Here is a 15,246-nt window from a genome sequence, read left to right on the forward strand (position 1 = left end):
CCCCGCCCACCCCGGGGTCGCGCGGGCCCGACACCTCCGGGCCGGGCGCGGCGCGCGCGCGCCGCCCCGCCCACCCCGCGCGGTCACCGGAAGGCGGCCGCGTGCCGCGCCGCCCAGTCGGCGAACGTGCCCGCCGGCCGGCCGAGCACCCGTTCGACGTCGGCGTGCACCCGCCGCTCGTCGGCGGTCGGCGTGCCGAGGATGTCCAGGGTGGCGTCCGCGACCACCTCCGGCATGAACGCCGCCATGCCGGCCCTGGCCTCCTCGCGGCTCAGCTCCACGAACCGCACCGGTTCGCCCAGCGCGTCCCCGATGGCGGCGACCTGCTGCCGCGGCGTGACCGCCTCCGGTCCGGTCAGCACGTACGTCCGGCCGCCGTGGCCCTCCTCGCGCAACGCCGCCGCGGCCACCGCGGCGATGTCGTCCGGGTCCACGACGGGCAGCGCCACGTCCGCGAACGGCGCGGCGGCCAGCCGCTGCTCCCGGATCGTCGTGGCCCACGCGTAGCTGTTCGAGGCGAACCCGCCCGGCCGCAGCACCGTCCACTCCAGGCCCGACCGCGTGACCGCCTCCTCCAGGTGCGGCGAGTGCCGCCCCGTGCCGACGCCCTGCGAGGACAGCAGCACGACCCGGCCCACCCCGGCCGCTCGGGCGTGGTCGAGCACGTCGCCGAGCACCGCGCCGCCGTCGCCGCGCGCCGTGAAGTCGCCGGAGGTCAGAAGGAACAGCACCGACGCGCCGTCGAGGGCCGGTCGCAGGCTGTCGGGCCGGGCGAGGTCCGCCCGCACGTGCCGCACGCCCGGCGGCGCCTCCCCGCGCGACACGGCCGTCACCCGCTCGCCCGCCCCGGCCAGCACCCGCACCAGCGCCCGGCCGACGTTCCCGGTCGCCCCTGTCACCACGATCATGTCCGCTCCCCGTTGTTCCGCTCTCGAACAACGGGGACGCTACTTCCCTCGATATAGTAGGTACCTAGAGGAAAGTAATGGCGGAAGGGGTCCGATGTGACTAGTGGCACAACGACCGAGCCCGAACTGGCCTGCCCCATCGCGCCGGTGGTGGACCTCGTGTTCAGCCGCTGGACGACCCCGATCCTCTGGGCGCTCAACGAGTACGGGCGGCAGCGGTTCGTGGAGCTGGCGCGCCGCATCACCACGATCACGCCCAAGGTGCTGACCCAGCGCCTGCGCCAGTTGGAGCGCGACGGGCTCGTCGTCCGCACCTACCACGCCGAAGTGCCGCCCAGGGTGGAGTACGAGATCAGCGACCTCGGGCGCAGCCTCGCGCCGTTGTTCGCGCACCTGGCCGAGTGGTCCGCGGCGAACCTGGACAAGGTCGAACGCGCGCGGCAGGAGCACGACGCCACACAGCGGGGCAGTGGTCCGCAGTAGTGCGGAAAGGGCGCAACGACCCGCCGCGGCGGCGGTGCGGCGGGTCGACGCGCGGTACAAGCATGCACCACTTCCCCGGGTTTCAGCCGAGGGTTTGCACGATCGGGTGGTGTTTTGTCGCGCCCGGCGTGACCGGGAACCGCGCCGGACCCCGAATCGCCCGGGACGGGCGGCGGTGCACCCGGCCCGCCGCCTTGAGGTCCGGGAAGCGGCGGAACAGCCCTCGCAGCGCCGCCGCGGCCTCCATGCGGGCGAGGCCCGCGCCGAGGCAGAAGTGGATGCCCGACGAGAACGCCAGGTGCTCGCGCGCGTTCGGGCGGTCCGGGTCGAACCGGTGCGGGTCGGCGAACACCGCCGGGTCCCGGTTGGCCGCCGCGAGCATGAGCATGATCGGCGTGCCCTTCGGCAGCCGCGTGCCCGCGACCTCGGTCGCCTCGAACGGCACCCGCACCGTGTACTGCACCGGCGGGTCGTGGCGCAGCGTCTCCTCGATGACGGCGTCCGCGTAGTCGGGGTCGGCGAGCAGGCGCTCGCGCACCCCGGGGTGGCCCAGCACCGCGAGCACCGAGTTGCCGATCAGGTTGACGGTGGTCTCGAACCCGGCCACCAGCAGCAGTTCCGTCGTGGCGATCAGGTCCTCGCGGGACAGGTCGTCGTGCGCCACCAACGCGGACACGATGTCGTCCCCGCCCGGGTGCCGCCGCCGGTGCGCGATCAGGTCGTCCAGGAACGCTTCGAACTCCCGCAACGCGGTCTGCAACGCCCGCAGGTCCCGCATGTCGCGCACGCCGTCGAGCGCGTTGACCAGCGCGCTGCCCCACCGGGCGAACGTCGCGTGGTCCGCGCCCGGCACGCCGAGCAGGTCGACGATCACCTGGATCGGCACCCTGGCCGCGAAGTCGCCCACGAGGTCGAACACCCCTCGGTCCGCCACCTCGTCCAGGTACTCCTCGACCACCCGCTCCACCGTGGCCACCTGCGCGCGCAGCCCGCGCGGCGTGAACCAGGGCGCGACCAACCGCCGCAGCCGGGTGTGCTCGGGCGGGTTGAGCACCAGGAAGGACTCCTCGACCGGGTTCACCAGCCGCCGCCCGTCGGGCTGCACCGACGAGTCCACCGGGGACAACTCGCCCGCGGACAGCGGCCCGAAACCGGGATCGCGCAGGATCGTGGAGCACAACTCGTGCGAGGCGGTGAGGTACAGCCCCATCTTCGTCTTCACCAGGAGCCCCTGCCCGCGCACCGACTCGTACACGGGGTAGGGGTCGTTGGTCGGGCTGAGCCCGAGCAACCGGGCGGCGGGGTCGCCGAGGAGGGCTTGCGCCCGGACGACGGTGCGCCCCAGGAACAGCAGCGTCGCGTTCTTCACCGTGGACGGCATGCCCCCACCGTGGCGTGATCGCGAGAAAGGTTCAAGCAACCGAAAACCGATCGCGACGCGGCGTCGCACCGCTCTACCCTCGCGCGCGATGACCACCGTGCTCTGGCTCCTCGGCCCGTCCGGCGTCGGCAAGTCGACGGTCGGTTTCCTGGTCCACCGCCTCTTCGACCGGGCGTCCTACGTCGACGCCGACCAACTCGGCCTCTGCCACCCGACGGCCGCCGACGACCCGGAGAACCACCGCGTCAAGTCGAAGGCGCTCGGCGCGCTGTGGCCGGAGTTCCGGGGTTCCCCGCTGGTCGTCTCCGGCTTCCTCAACACCCCGGAGGACGCCCGCCGGTACACCGACCGCCTGCCCGGCGCCGACATCACCCTGTGCCGGCTGCGGGTCCACCGCGACGAACTGCGCACCCGCTTCCTGGGCCGCGGTTGGCTCACCGAAGCCGTCGACCAGGCGCTCGCCGACGCGGAAGCCCTCGACGCCACCGACTTCGCCGACTTCACCGTGGACACCGACCGCCGCACACCGACCTCGATCGCCGCGGAAATCCGGAAGAGGTGGACCGCGTGACCACCGTGTGGATCTCCGGCCCCCGCGCGGTCGGCAAGTCGACCGTGGCCTGGGAGGTCTACCGCCGCCTCGTCACGACCACCAAGGCCGGCTACCTCGACGTGGCCCAACTGACCTTCGCCACCCCACCCCTCGACCTGCCCGCCACCGCCCGCCGCCTCCACGCCGTCCGCCGCGTCTACCTCGAAGAGGGCGCGCACCACCTGGTGATCACCGGCGAACACCACCCCGACCTCCTCCCCGACGCCAACCTCTGCTGGCTGCACGCGACCCACGACGACCTCGTCACCCGCCTGCTCCTGCGCGGCGCCGGCCAAGGCCCGGCCATCCCCGGCGACGACCTGCGCGGCCTACCCGACGAGCACCTGCGCCACCTCGCCAACCCCACCCCACCGCCACCTGAAGCCCACCTGGTCCTCGACACCACCGCCCAAACCGCCACCAACCTCGCCACCACGATCATCAACCACTTCTTCACCACCTAACCCCCACACGCCAACCCCCTGTCCTTCCCCAAAAAAGGGAGGGCTCCGTGCCATCCCGCCGACCTGGCGCAGCCCTACCGCACGTGTCAAGGGGGCGGCGTGCATGCATTGCCTGATTGTGTTCCTATACCGCCCCCTTGACGCGTGTGGTAGCCCTTGTGGAGGTCGGTGGGATGGCGCGGAGTCCGGCTCCGGCTGGTACGGGAGTTGACCGCCCGAACCCCTCCATCCTGCTGATCTGCCCGTCCGGCGAGGACGCTTTTTGCTTTTTGTTCGTTGGCGTGCGGTGCGGGTCCCGGGCTCTTTTTGACAGGGGGCCCTTCGGGGCACCACCGGCGGGCAAAGGCCGGGCGGGATGGGGGTAAAACGCGCCCGCCAAGCCTGCCCGGCTTCGTCCAGCCTACGGCACCCGAACCCATGTCAAATCGAGCCTCGGTGGGGAGGCTGCGGGTCCGTTGTGGGTCGTTGTTCTTGTTTCAGACTGCAGGCTGTGGATTGCTGCGTACGTCGGGGATTTGTTTCAGCGATTGACGACGAGTGAGGACAAGCGCCAGGTTCCGCCGTCCGGAGTGCGTTGTGGCGTCTCGGCCAGGGCCAGGTCGGGGAATCGCCGGAGGATTTCCGAGATGGCCACCTGCGTCTGCACCCGCGCGAACGCGGCGCCGAGGCAGAAGTGCGCGCCGTGCGAGTACCCGAGGTGGCCGGTCGGCTGCTCGCGCGTCACGTCCAACGCGTCCGGGTCGGCGTAGACGCGGGGGTCGCGGTTGGCCGAGACGATCGCCGTCATCACCGGTTCGCCCTTGCCGATCACCACGTCGCCGAACGCGACCTCCTCCGTCGCGAACCGGGGCACGGTGAGCAACTGGGGGCCGACCCACCGCGTCAGCTCCTCGACCGCGCGCGGCACCAGGGTGGGGTCCGCGCGCACGGCGGCGAGCTGGTCGGGGTGGGTCAGCAGCGCTTCCAGGCCGTTGACGATGAGGTTGGTCGGCGTCTGCCCGGCGATCACGAGCTGCCACACCAGGGTCACCAGCTCCGCGTCGGTGAACCGGTCGCCGTCCTCGTCGCGGACCCGCAGGAGCTGGGAGATCAGGTCGTCGCCCGGTGACGTCCGGCGCAGTGCGACGGCCTCGATCGCGCCCTCGACGATGTCCGGGATCGCGGCCAGGAACGCCGGGCCGTAGCCGCCCACGGCCGCCGCGCCGTACTCGCGCCACAGGCCCCGCTCCTCGGCGGGGATGCCCACCAGCTCGCAGATGACGTCCATCGGCAACGGCCGGGCGAAGTGCGCCAGCAGGTCCACCGGCCCGGTGTCCGGCAGGGCGTCGAGCAGCTCGCCGACGATCACCTCGATGCGCGCCCGGAAGCCCTCCGCCCGGCGCGCGGTGAACGCGGGCGCGGCCAGCTTCCGCAGCCGCAGGTGCTCCGGGCCGTTCATCTCGGACATCGTGCGCAGGTACGGCTTGCAGTGCTCCGGCACGCCGGGCAGGCCCATGAAGCTGTTGGCGCTCAACTCGAAGCGGGGGTCGGCGAGCATCGCCTTGGCGTCCTCGTGCCGCGTCAGCACCCACATGTCGCCCATGCCGGGCAGGCGCATCTTCGCCACCGGGCAGCGCTCACGGGCCTCCCCGTAAGCCGTGAAGGGGTCCGACAGCACCGCGGGGTCGGCGGGGTCGATCTCGGGAACGGTCAACGCGGTCCTCCATGCAGATGTTCAGTTCAGATGTTCTCATCATCTGAATGATGACGGTATCTTGACCACGCGACGCCTGGCAAACGGGGAGGGTGATGGCACGGCTGAGCAGGGCGGAGGCTCAGGAGCGCAACCGGGCGCGGGTGGTGGACGCCGCCCGGGCCGAGTTCGCCGAGCGCGGCTTCCGGGACGCGAAGATCGACACGATCGCGCAGCGCGCCGAGCTGACCCGGGGCGCGGTGTACTCGAACTTCCCCGGCAAGCGGGCCCTCTACTTCGCGGTGCTGGCCGAGTTGGCCGAACGCGCCGTGGCGCCGTCGAACCCCCAGCGCGGGACGAACCGCCGCGAAGCCCTCGGCGCGCTGGCCCGTGCCTGGGTCACCTCCGTCGGCCACGACCCGCTGGCGCGGGACTTCCTGCCCGAGGTCGCCGCCGAGGAGGTGACGCGCCGGCCGTTCACGCAGCTCATGAAGCTGGACGCGCTGCTGGTCAGCCTCGCGCTGGAAGCCGTCGAACCGGTCGTGACGCCGCCCGGCTCGCCGCCGCCCCGCCTGGTGCGGCTCGCCGAGACGGTGCTGACCACCCTCTCCGGCGCGAGCGGGCTCGCGGCCGCCGCGCCGGGGTTCGTGGAGCCGTTCGACGTGATCAGCGCGTGCGAACGCCTCGCCGGCCTGGACCTCAACGACTGGTGGGCGACCCCGCCCGGCGCGGCGGTGCGGGACGACGACCGGCCGTGGAGCCCGCCGACCGTCGTGGACCTCGTGCGGGGCTCCGAGGTGACGCCGGACGAGGACGGCGTGGTGGTCGTGCTGGGGCTGAACCGGCTGGCGGCCGTGGAGGAGGCGGTGCGGGCGGACGTGCCGGTGACGCTCGCGATGGTCACCGCGACGCCGGCCGAACTCGCGCCGCTGGCGCGGCTGGTGGTGGCGCAGGTGTGCGCGGGCCTGCGGGAGGCGTTCCCGGTCCGGGCGTGGCCCCGGCTGCGGGTGGTGTGCGACGAGACCGGCGCGCTGGCCGCCGCCGCGGGCGTGCCGGCGGTGAGCGACGAGACCGAGACCGCGGTCCGCGTCGAGCGCGGCCGGGTCGTGGCGCGGGCCGAGGGGTCAGGCGCGGGTCACGCGGTCAGCGCCGGGGCTCGGGCACGGACCGGGTGACGGGCCTGGTCGCGGGTCTCGCGGCGGCCGGCCGGCGTTCCAGGGCCTTGCGGAAGTCGGCCGGGATGGGGGTGCTGCGCAGCTCCGGCGTGCCGAAGGAGACGTACCGGTTCCAGCCCGTGGCGACCGGCGTGCCGTCCACGTCCGCGTCGAAACCCATGGTCAGCGTCGTGGTGCCGAGCGTGCGCACCCGCACCGCGATCCGCAGCAGGTCGTCGAACCGGGCCGGGGCGAGGTACCGGATGGACGTCTCGGCCATCACGAAGTCGATGCCGTGCTTCTCCAGCTCCCGGTAGGAGCCCAGCAGCGACCGCAGCGCCTCCACCATCGCGGCCTCGAAGAAGACCGGGTAGCGGGAGGCGTGGACGATCCCCTGGCGGTCGCAGTCGACCGGGCGCACCCGCACCCGGTGCACGTGGGCAGGTCGCGCGTCAGCCATGTCGGCGATCCTATGGGTCACCCACCCGGTGTGTCCCGATCCCGCGAAGAGCGCTGCGGGTGACGACGGGTCAGCCGGACCGGCGATGCCGGCGCACGCTCTCCTCGACCAGGTCGAGCACCGGTTCGAGGTCGTCGGCCGGCAGGCCCATCGCCAGGTGCGACACCAGGCCCTCCAGCACCAGCTCCAGGAACGACGTCAGCACGTCCACGTCCACGTCGTCGCGCAGGTTCCCGGCCTCGCGCTGGCGCTCCAGCCGCTGCCGCGTCGCGTCGGTGAGCTGCCGCGACCGCTCCGCCCACCGCGCCCGGAACTCCGGGTCGGTGCGCAGCCGGCGCGACACCTCCAGCCGCGTGCCGAGCCAGTCCGCCGGGTGCTCGACGTCCTCGGGGTCCGGCGGGTGCAGCAGCTCCCGCATCACCTGCACCAGGCCCTGCTCCGCGACGACCTCGGCCATGCGCAGCGCGTCGTCCTCGGCCAGCGCCAGGAACAGCGACTCCTTGTCCCGGAAGTGGTGGAAGATCGCGCCCCTGGACAGGCCGGTAGCCTCTTCCAGGCGGCGCACGGTCGCGCCTTCGTAGCCGAATCGCGCGAAGCACGCGCGTGCGCCGTCGAGGATCTGACGGCGACGCGCATCGAGGTGGTCCTGGCTCACCCTGGGCACCTGTCGATGTTGCCAGGGCCGCCAGGGGAAATCCAATCAGTACGTACGGCTTGCCCGGTCCACTTTGGGGTGTACTTCTCGCTCTCGGCTCGAAACACCTGGTCACCGTCACTACGGTGGCGCACCGTGACCGCAGGTGAGGACATCCGGCCGCCGCTGAGGCTGGTGCCGGGCTCGGGCTGGTGGAACCGACCGTCCACGGTGGACCGCAGTCGGCACGGCCCGGACTTGATCGATCTGATCAGGCTCGTGGGCCGCCGACCGGGCGAGGTCGCGTGCGGGCCGAACGGGTCCGACCTCGTGGTCTTCGAGCCCCTGTGCGTGCCCGAACCGCTGCGCACCCCGGCCTACGCCCTGGCCCTGGGCCACCGCGCGATCGGCGACGACGCGCTCGCCCACGACGTGCCCGCCCACGACCCGGGCGACCGGCCCGTGCCCGCCACCGCGCGCTTCTTCGTGCACGAGGCCGCGTTGCACGTGCGGGTCGGCGACGACGCGGTCATGGCCGGGCAGTTCGACGCGCTCGCCGACCGGGACGACGTGCCGGTCCGCCTCGTGCCCTTCGCGGCCGGCCACGTCGACGTGCTCCGCTCGCCGTTCACCCTGCCCGACGGCCGGCGGCAGGCCGAGGTGCTGGACCGGGTCGCGCTCGACGTGCCGTCCTCGCGGTCGGCGTTCCGCCGCCGCGCCGCGCACCACCGCAACCGCTGAGACCGGGGACACCGATGGCTCCCACACCGAACACCCGGCGCAGGCTCGCCCTGGTCGCGGTGGCGGCCCTGACGTCGCCGCTGCTGCTCGCCGCCCCCGGCGCGGCGCGCGGGCTGACCGAGCACCAGGCCGAGGCGGCGACGATCTCCGGGGGCGAGGTGCGCTCCGACCACGCCGGCTACACCGGGCCCGGGTACGTCGACTACGACGACGCGGCCGGCGGGTACGTCGAGTACACCGTGGCCGCCGCCGAGGAGGGCCCGCACCGGCTCGTCTTCCGCTACGCCAACGGGACCCGGTCCGACCTCGTGCTCGCGGTGTCGGTGAACGGCGTGCAGGCGGGCACCGTCCCGTTCCCCGGCACGGGGGCGTGGACCACGTGGCGCGACGCCACCGCGACCGTGTCCCTGCGGACGGGCCGCAACCGCGTCCGGGCCACCGCCGTGAGCCGGGACGGCGGCCCGAACACCGACCGGGTGTCCGTGGGCCCCGCCCCCGTGGACACCCAGCCGCCGACCCCGCCGCGCAACCTGCGCGTGACCGGCAAGACCGAGCACAGCGCGTCGCTCGCCTGGGACGCGGCCACCGACAACGTCGGCGTGGTGGGCTACGACGTCTACCAGCACGGGCAGTTGATGATGAGCGTGCCGGGCGAGACGCTGAGCGCGACCGTCATCGGCCTGGAGGCCGACACCGAGTACGACTGGACGGTCCTGGCGCGCGACGCCGTGCCGAACGTCTCCCAGGCCAGCAACAACGTCGTCATGCGCACCGACACCGTGCTGCTGGACAACCAGTCGCCCACCGCGCCCGGCAACCTGCGCGTCACCGGGCGGACGCCGACCAGCGTGTCGCTCGCGTGGGACGCCTCCACCGACAACGTCGGCGTCACCGGCTACCTCGTGCACCGCGACGGCGCGCAGGTGGGCACCACCGACGCGACCTCGGCCACGGTCGACGGGCTGAGCGCCGGCGTCGGGCACCGGTTCAGCGTGCGGTCGCGGGACGCGGCGGGGAACCTCTCGCCGTTCAGCGCCGAGGTGATCGCCGCACCCGGCGGCGCCGTGCCCGCGGGCGAGCCGACGCCCGGCGTGGTGACGGCGTTGCGCGACGGCACCGACGTGCCGTGGGGCGTGGCGTTCCTGCCGGACGGCTCGGCGCTGGTCACCGAGCGGGAGCGGTTCAAGGTCTACCGGCTCTCCCCGGACGGCCGGCGGACCGACCTCGGCCGGGTGCCCGGCGCGCAGAGCACCAGCGGCGAGGGCGGCCTGCTGGGCATCGCGGTGTCGCCCACGTTCGTCGCGGACGGGCACGTCTTCATCTACCACACCGCCGAGGGCGGCAACCAAGTCGTGCGGGCCAGGCTGGCGGGGGACGCGCTGACCGGCTGGACCACGATCCTGGGCGGGATCCCCAAGAACCGCTACCACAACGGCGGCCGGCTGCGGTTCAGCCCGGACGGCCGGTACCTGTTCGTCTCCACCGGCGACGCGCAGAACGGCAGCTACGGGCAGAACCTCGACACCAACGCGGGCAAGATCCTGCGGATCCACCCGGACGGGTCGATCCCGGTCGACAACCCGTTCCCGGGCAAGGCGATCTGGAGCTACGGGCACCGCAACGTGCAGGGCCTGGCGTTCGACTCGCGGGGCAGGCTGTGGGCCACGGAGTTCGGCAACAACACCTGGGACGAGGTCAACCTGATCCAGCGCGGCGGCAACTACGGCTGGCCGGGCTGCGAGGGCCGGGACGGGTACTGCGAGGGCAGCGTGCCGCCGAAGGTGACGTGGCCGACGTCGGCCGGCGGGCCGAGCGGGTTGGCGATCATCAACGACCACCTGTTCATCGGCACCACGATCGGGCAGCGGGTGTACCGGCTGCGCATCGACTCCGACGACCTGGTGGAGCAGCGGGAGTTCTTCCACCACGCGTACGGTCGGCTGCGGACGGTCGAGGTGGACCCCGAGGGCGACCTCTGGCTGACGACCACCGAGGACCGCGACGGGCAGAGCGGCAACGACCGGGTGCTGCACGTGGACATCCGGTACGGGTGACCGCTCCCTCCCGACCGCCACCCTGATCACCCGCCCCTGATCACCCGCGGCCGATCACCGGCGTCCGGCCGCCCGCGCCCGGCCGCCCGACTCGCCCGATTCGCGTCGGACGGGGCGGTTCGCGGGTCCGGGTCACCCGGTCGCCACGAGGTGTTCACCCCACTGCCAGGCCCGTCCGCCGGGCGGCGCGACGCGGCCGATCGGAGCAGCGCCGCGGCGTCCGGTCCGCCGCCGAACGCCGCCCGACCGGCCGCCGGAACCGGTACCGGGCCCCGCCCTTGTCGTTGATCCCCAAGGGTTTTCCACGGCTGCGAGTGTCGGTGGCGGCGTGTAGCGTCGAACGGACCAGGTTGATCACGGGGAGTGCCACCAGTGACTGCTGTCCGTAATGCCCCGGCTCCGGGGCCCGCCCCGGCGGTGTTCCGGGATCGAGCGGAGGCCGAGGCCTACGTGGCCTCGGTCTGCTTCAAGCACGGGCCTCCGAGGTTCCTCGGAGTCGAATTGGAATGGACCGTCCACCACGTCGAAGATCCCAGCCGGCCGCTCGACGCGAAGACCCTCGCGGCCGCGCTCGGCGACCACGCACCACCGACCCTCGTCCCCGACAGCCCCCAGCGGCCGCTGCCCTCCGGCACCCCGCTGACGGTGGAACCGGGTGGCCAGGTAGAGATCTCCACCCCGCCACGCGAATCGTTGACGGATCTGCTCAAGACCGTCGCGGCGGACATCGACCACCTCCAGGGCCTGCTCCGGCCGGCCGGCCTGCGCCTCGGCCAGCACGGCGCGGACCCGTTCCGCCCGCCCCGCCGGATGCTCGACGTCCCGCGCTACGCGGCCATGGAACACGCCTTCGCCCCGCTCGGGCCCGAGGGCATCACGATGATGTGCAGCACCGCGGGCCTGCAGGTGTGCCTGGACTTCGGGCTGGCGCACGACCTGCCCAAGCGCTGGGCCGCGGTGCACGCCCTCGGTCCCGTGCTGACCGCGTTGTTCGCGAACTCGCCGGGTGTCAACGGCCGCCGCACGGACTGGGCCAGCGCGAGGATGCGCACCCTCTACGCCACCGACCCGGTGCGCACCCGCCCGGCGGCGGTGTGCGCCAGACCGGCCGACGCGTGGGCCAAGCGCGTGCTCGACGCGCCGGTCATCGCGGTCCGCAGACCGGGGCCGAACTGGCTGCCGCCGCGCCCGCTCACGTTCGCCGACTGGATCGGGGGCGCGCTCGGCGAGCCGGCGACGTCCGACGACCTCGACTACCACCTCACCCTCCAGTTCCCGCCCGTCCGCCCGCGCGGCTACCTGGAGGTCCGCTACCTCGACACGCCGCCGGACGGCCAGTGGCTGCCGCCGGTCGTGCTGATGGCGGCGCTGTTCAGCACGCCGGAGTCGGTGGACGGCGTGCTCGCGGCGACCGAGACCGCCGCGAACCGCTGGCTGGCCGCCGCGCGCTACGGCCTGCACGACCCGGTGCTCGCCCGCGCGGCGCGCGACGTGGTCGAGCTGGGCTGCGCCGCGCTGCCCGACACCGACCTGTCGATCGGCCAGATCGACGCGATCGCCGAGGAGTTGCACCGCACGCTCGCCGAGAAGACCGGAGGGGGCCGTTCATGACCAGCACCGAGAACCTGCGCGACCGGGTCGCCGCCCAGCTCACCAGGGCGCGCGAACGCAGCAGGCTGCTCACCGACGCGGTGGACGACCACGACCTCGTCCGCCAGCACTCCAAGCTGATGTCGCCGCTGGTGTGGGACCTCGCGCACATCGGCAACCAGGAAGAGCTGTGGCTGGTCCGCGACGTGGGCGGGCGCGAGCCGGTCCGCGCGGACATCGATGAGCTGTACGACGCGTTCAAGCACGCCAGGGCGGTGCGGCCGGAGCTGCCGCTGCTCGGGCCGGCCGAGGCGCGCAAGTACGTCGGCGAGGTCCGGGACAAGGTGTTCGACGTGCTCGAACGCACCCCGCTGGAGGGCCACCGGCTCGTCGACAACGGGTTCGCGTTCGGCATGATCGTGCAGCACGAGCAGCAGCACGACGAGACCATGCTGGCCACGCACCAGCTCCGCGTCGGCGAGCCCGTGCTGGACGCGCCCGCCCCGCCGCCCGGCGGCCCGGTCGGTCCGGCCGAGGTGCTGGTGCCCGGCGGGCCGTTCACCATGGGCACGTCCACCGAGGCGTGGGCGCTGGACAACGAGCGGCCCGCGCACCAGGTGGTCACCGAGCCGTTCTTCATCGACACCACGCCGGTGACCAACGGCGCGTACGCCGCGTTCATCGCCGACGGCGGCTACCGCGACCCGAGGTGGTGGAGCGAGGCGGGCTGGGCGCACGTGCGGAAGGCGTCCCTGGTGGCGCCCCGGTTCTGGGAGCGCGTCGGGGACCAGTGGTACCGCACCGCGTTCGGCCGCACGGTCCCGCTCGACCCGGACCAGCCGGTGGTGCACGTCTGCTACTACGAGGCCGAGGCGTACGCGACGTGGGCGGGCAAGCGGCTGCCCACCGAGGTGGAGTGGGAGAAGGCGGCCCGGTTCGACCCGGCGACCGGCCGGTCGCGGCGCTACCCGTGGGGCGACGAGGACCCGACCGAGCGGCACGCCAACCTCAACCAGCGGCACCTGACGCCCGCGCCGGTCGGCGCGTACCCGGCGGGCGCGTCGCCGCTGGGCGTGCACCAGCTGATCGGCGACGTGTGGGAGTGGACCAGCTCCGACTTCCACGGCTACGCCGGGTTCGAGGTGTTCCCGTACGCGGAGTACTCGCAGGTGTTCTTCGGGTCGGACTACAAGGTGCTGCGGGGCGGGTCGTTCGGCAGCGACCAGGCGGCGGTGCGGTCGACGTTCCGGAACTGGGACTACCCGATCCGGCGGCAGATCTTCGCCGGCTTCCGCTGCGCGCGGGACGCGTCCCGGGACGAGTTGGCCTGACCGTGTGCCGCCACCTGGGTTACCTGGGCCCCGCCGTGCCCGTCGCCGCGCTGGTGCACGACCCGCCGAACTCGCTGGTGCGGCAGTCGTACGCGCCGCGGGACATGCGCGGCGGCGGCACGGTCAACGTGGACGGCTACGGCGTGGGGTGGTACCCCGCGCCGGGCGGTCCCGCGCTGCGCTACCGCCGCGCGGGCACGCTGTGGTCGGACGAGAACCTGCTCGCGCTGAGCCGGGTCACGCGGTCCGGCGCGGTGCTGGCCGCGGTCCGGTCGGCGACGGTGGGCATGCCGGTGGTCGACACCGCGTGCGCGCCGTTCACCGACGGGCGGTGGCTGTTCAGCCACAACGGACGGGTGGCCGACTGGCCGGAGTCCGTGGTGGACGTCGCCAAGACGCTGCCGGTGGCCACGCTGCTGACGCTGGACGCGCCGACCGACGCGGCGCTGCTGTGGGCGTTGGTGCGGTCGCGCCTGGCGGCGGGGGCCGCGCCCGGGGCCGCGCTGGCGTCCGTCGTGGCCGAGGTGGCGGCGGCGGCCCCGGGGTCCCGGCTGAACCTGCTGCTCACCGACGGCGCCGTGCTCGCCGGCACCACGTGGACGCACTCGCTGTGGGTGCGCTCGGGTGACGGCGCGGTGACGTTGGCCTCCGAGCCGCTGGACGACGACCCGCGCTGGCGGGAGGTGCCCGACGGGCACGTCGTCACGGCGGATGTGTCCGATGTGGACGTTCAACCGATTGGACGAGGATGACCGAGCCTGTGCTGGACGTGCACCTGACCCCCGAGGACGCGGCGCTCGCGCTGCGGGCCGAGGCGAGGGCGGGGCTGACCGCGCGGCCGAAGTGGGTGTCGCCGAAGTGGTTCTACGACGCGGTCGGCAGCGACCTGTTCGAGGAGATCACCCGGCTGCCCGAGTACTACCCGACCCGCGCGGAGCGGGAGATCCTGGTGGCGCGGGCGGCGGAGATCGCGTCGCTCACCGGCGCGCACTCGCTGGTCGAGTTGGGTTCCGGCTCGTCGGAGAAGACGCGGCTGCTGCTCAGCGCCCTGCGCGAGCACGGCACGTTGCGCGAGTTCGTGCCGTTGGACGTGTCGCCGTCGGCGTTGACCGACGCGGCCCGGGCGATCATGGCGGCGTACCCGGGGCTGCGGGTGCACGGGGTGGTCGGCGACTTCACCGAGCACCTCGGGCTGCTGCCCGGCGCGCCGCCGCGGGTGGTGGCGTTCCTGGGCGGGACGATCGGGAACCTGATCCCGGAGGAGCGGGCCAAGTTCTTCCACTCGGTGCGCGACGTGCTGGAGCCGGGGGAGTGGCTGCTGCTCGGCACGGACCTGGTGAAGGACCCGGACGTGCTGGTGCGCGCGTACGACGACGCGCAGGGCGTGACCGCCGAGTTCAACCGCAACGTGCTGCGCGTGATCAACCGGGAGCTGGCGGCCGACTTCGACCCGGTGGACTTCGAGCACGTGGCGCTGTGGAACGCGGAGGAGGAGTGGATCGAGATGCGGCTGCGGGCGTTGCGGCCGGTCAAGGCGCATGTGGCGGCGCTGGGGCTGGAGGTGGCGTTCGCCGAGGGCGAGGAGCTGCGCACCGAGGTGTCCGCGAAGTTCCGCCGTGAGGGCGTGGCGCGGGAGCTGGCCGCGGCGGGCTTCGAGCCGCTGCGCTGGTGGACCGACCCGGAGGGCAGGTTCGCCCTGTCCCTGGCCCGGGCGGTCTAGGGCGTGACGTGGGGGGGGGGGGGCGCGGGGGGGCCCGCGCGCGCCCCCCGCGCACGCGCCGG

General features: G+C 73.5%; 15 protein-coding genes. 10 read left to right on the top strand and 5 right to left on the bottom strand.

Translation table 11 applies throughout. The features are described 5' to 3' along the window. Nucleotides 1-83 precede the first annotated feature (83 nt). A complete protein-coding gene (locus ACFXGA_RS22730) occupies nucleotides 84-908 on the bottom strand; it encodes an NAD(P)H-binding protein (protein ID WP_378090830.1) in 825 nt (274 codons plus the stop codon). Nucleotides 909-1,004: 96 nt separating this feature from the next. On the opposite strand from ACFXGA_RS22730, the gene ACFXGA_RS22735 reads away from it, so the two are divergent. Continuing rightward, a complete protein-coding gene (locus ACFXGA_RS22735) occupies nucleotides 1,005-1,391 on the top strand; it encodes a winged helix-turn-helix transcriptional regulator (RefSeq protein ID WP_378090831.1) in 387 nt (128 codons plus the stop codon). An 82-nt stretch (nucleotides 1,392-1,473) separates the two neighbouring features. On the opposite strand, the gene ACFXGA_RS22740 is transcribed toward ACFXGA_RS22735, so the two are convergent. After that, complete coding sequence (locus tag ACFXGA_RS22740) at nucleotides 1,474-2,772, bottom strand: cytochrome P450 (protein ID WP_378090832.1); 1,299 nt, start codon at nucleotides 2,770-2,772, stop codon at nucleotides 1,474-1,476. An 88-nt stretch (nucleotides 2,773-2,860) separates the two neighbouring features. Here ACFXGA_RS22740 and ACFXGA_RS22745 point away from each other — a divergent pair, with 88 nt between their 5' ends. After that, nucleotides 2,861-3,343, top strand: a complete 483-nt coding sequence (locus tag ACFXGA_RS22745; protein ID WP_378090833.1) for a hypothetical protein — start codon at nucleotides 2,861-2,863, stop codon at nucleotides 3,341-3,343. Next, the gene (locus tag ACFXGA_RS22750) at nucleotides 3,340-3,828 is read left to right on the top strand and encodes a hypothetical protein (protein ID WP_378090834.1); all 489 of its coding nucleotides are present in this window, start codon (nucleotides 3,340-3,342) and stop codon (nucleotides 3,826-3,828) included. The genes ACFXGA_RS22745 and ACFXGA_RS22750 overlap by 4 nt, the downstream gene beginning before the upstream one ends. A gap of 520 nt (nucleotides 3,829-4,348) precedes the next feature. On the opposite strand, the gene ACFXGA_RS22755 is transcribed toward ACFXGA_RS22750, so the two are convergent. After that, nucleotides 4,349-5,521, bottom strand: coding sequence for a cytochrome P450 (locus tag ACFXGA_RS22755; protein ID WP_378090835.1), 1,173 nt, complete (start codon nucleotides 5,519-5,521; stop codon nucleotides 4,349-4,351). A gap of 95 nt (nucleotides 5,522-5,616) precedes the next feature. Here ACFXGA_RS22755 and ACFXGA_RS22760 point away from each other — a divergent pair, with 95 nt between their 5' ends. Then, on the top strand, nucleotides 5,617-6,675 hold the full coding sequence (locus ACFXGA_RS22760) for a TetR/AcrR family transcriptional regulator (RefSeq protein WP_378090836.1): 1,059 nt from the start codon (nucleotides 5,617-5,619) through the stop codon (nucleotides 6,673-6,675). Here the strand turns inward: ACFXGA_RS22760 and ACFXGA_RS22765 are convergent. Continuing rightward, nucleotides 6,644-7,114, bottom strand: coding sequence for an acyl-CoA thioesterase (locus ACFXGA_RS22765; RefSeq protein ID WP_378090837.1), 471 nt, complete (start codon nucleotides 7,112-7,114; stop codon nucleotides 6,644-6,646). The two genes, ACFXGA_RS22760 and ACFXGA_RS22765, sit on opposite strands and share 32 nt — an antisense overlap. 70 nt (nucleotides 7,115-7,184) lie before the next feature. Continuing rightward, nucleotides 7,185-7,778 carry a TetR family transcriptional regulator gene (locus tag ACFXGA_RS22770; RefSeq protein ID WP_378090838.1) on the bottom strand — a complete coding sequence of 198 codons (594 nt, stop codon included), beginning with the start codon at nucleotides 7,776-7,778 and terminating at the stop codon, nucleotides 7,185-7,187. A gap of 126 nt (nucleotides 7,779-7,904) precedes the next feature. Here ACFXGA_RS22770 and ACFXGA_RS22775 point away from each other — a divergent pair, with 126 nt between their 5' ends. From ACFXGA_RS22775 to egtD, 6 genes are all read left to right on the top strand, one after another. Beyond that, nucleotides 7,905-8,489, top strand: a complete 585-nt coding sequence (locus tag ACFXGA_RS22775; protein WP_378090839.1) for a Scr1 family TA system antitoxin-like transcriptional regulator — start codon at nucleotides 7,905-7,907, stop codon at nucleotides 8,487-8,489. Nucleotides 8,490-8,503: 14 nt separating this feature from the next. After that, nucleotides 8,504-10,543, top strand: coding sequence for a PQQ-dependent sugar dehydrogenase (locus tag ACFXGA_RS22780; RefSeq protein WP_378090840.1), 2,040 nt, complete (start codon nucleotides 8,504-8,506; stop codon nucleotides 10,541-10,543). A 501-nt stretch (nucleotides 10,544-11,044) separates the two neighbouring features. Beyond that, the gene (locus ACFXGA_RS22785) at nucleotides 11,045-12,154 is read left to right on the top strand and encodes a glutamate-cysteine ligase family protein (protein ID WP_378090841.1); all 1,110 of its coding nucleotides are present in this window, start codon (nucleotides 11,045-11,047) and stop codon (nucleotides 12,152-12,154) included. Continuing rightward, nucleotides 12,151-13,464, top strand: coding sequence for an ergothioneine biosynthesis protein EgtB (egtB, locus tag ACFXGA_RS22790; RefSeq protein ID WP_378090842.1), 1,314 nt, complete (start codon nucleotides 12,151-12,153; stop codon nucleotides 13,462-13,464). The genes ACFXGA_RS22785 and egtB overlap by 4 nt, the downstream gene beginning before the upstream one ends. Nucleotides 13,465-13,466: 2 nt before the next feature. Continuing rightward, a complete protein-coding gene (egtC, locus tag ACFXGA_RS22795; RefSeq protein ID WP_378090843.1) occupies nucleotides 13,467-14,216 on the top strand; it encodes an ergothioneine biosynthesis protein EgtC in 750 nt (249 codons plus the stop codon). Beyond that, complete coding sequence (gene egtD / locus ACFXGA_RS22800) at nucleotides 14,213-15,184, top strand: L-histidine N(alpha)-methyltransferase (protein WP_378090845.1); 972 nt, start codon at nucleotides 14,213-14,215, stop codon at nucleotides 15,182-15,184. The genes egtC and egtD overlap by 4 nt, the downstream gene beginning before the upstream one ends. Nucleotides 15,185-15,246: the final 62 nt, after the last annotated feature.

This window comes from Actinosynnema sp. NPDC059335 (genome assembly GCF_042752395.1).
In the GTDB taxonomy this organism is placed as follows: Bacteria; Actinomycetota; Actinomycetes; order Mycobacteriales; family Pseudonocardiaceae; genus Actinosynnema.

Coding starts and splice junctions, on each gene's coding strand:
- ACFXGA_RS22740 (WP_378090832.1), bottom strand. CDS start 2,772: ATGCCGTCCACGGTGAAGAACGCGACGCTGCTGTTCCTGGGGCGCACC.
- ACFXGA_RS22765 (WP_378090837.1), bottom strand. CDS start 7,114: ATGGCTGACGCGCGACCTGCCCACGTGCACCGGGTGCGGGTGCGCCCG.
- egtD (WP_378090845.1), top strand. CDS start 14,213: ATGACCGAGCCTGTGCTGGACGTGCACCTGACCCCCGAGGACGCGGCG.
- egtB (WP_378090842.1), top strand. CDS start 12,151: ATGACCAGCACCGAGAACCTGCGCGACCGGGTCGCCGCCCAGCTCACC.
- ACFXGA_RS22745 (WP_378090833.1), top strand. CDS start 2,861: ATGACCACCGTGCTCTGGCTCCTCGGCCCGTCCGGCGTCGGCAAGTCG.
- ACFXGA_RS22760 (WP_378090836.1), top strand. CDS start 5,617: ATGGCACGGCTGAGCAGGGCGGAGGCTCAGGAGCGCAACCGGGCGCGG.
- ACFXGA_RS22730 (WP_378090830.1), bottom strand. CDS start 908: ATGATCGTGGTGACAGGGGCGACCGGGAACGTCGGCCGGGCGCTGGTG.
- ACFXGA_RS22780 (WP_378090840.1), top strand. CDS start 8,504: ATGGCTCCCACACCGAACACCCGGCGCAGGCTCGCCCTGGTCGCGGTG.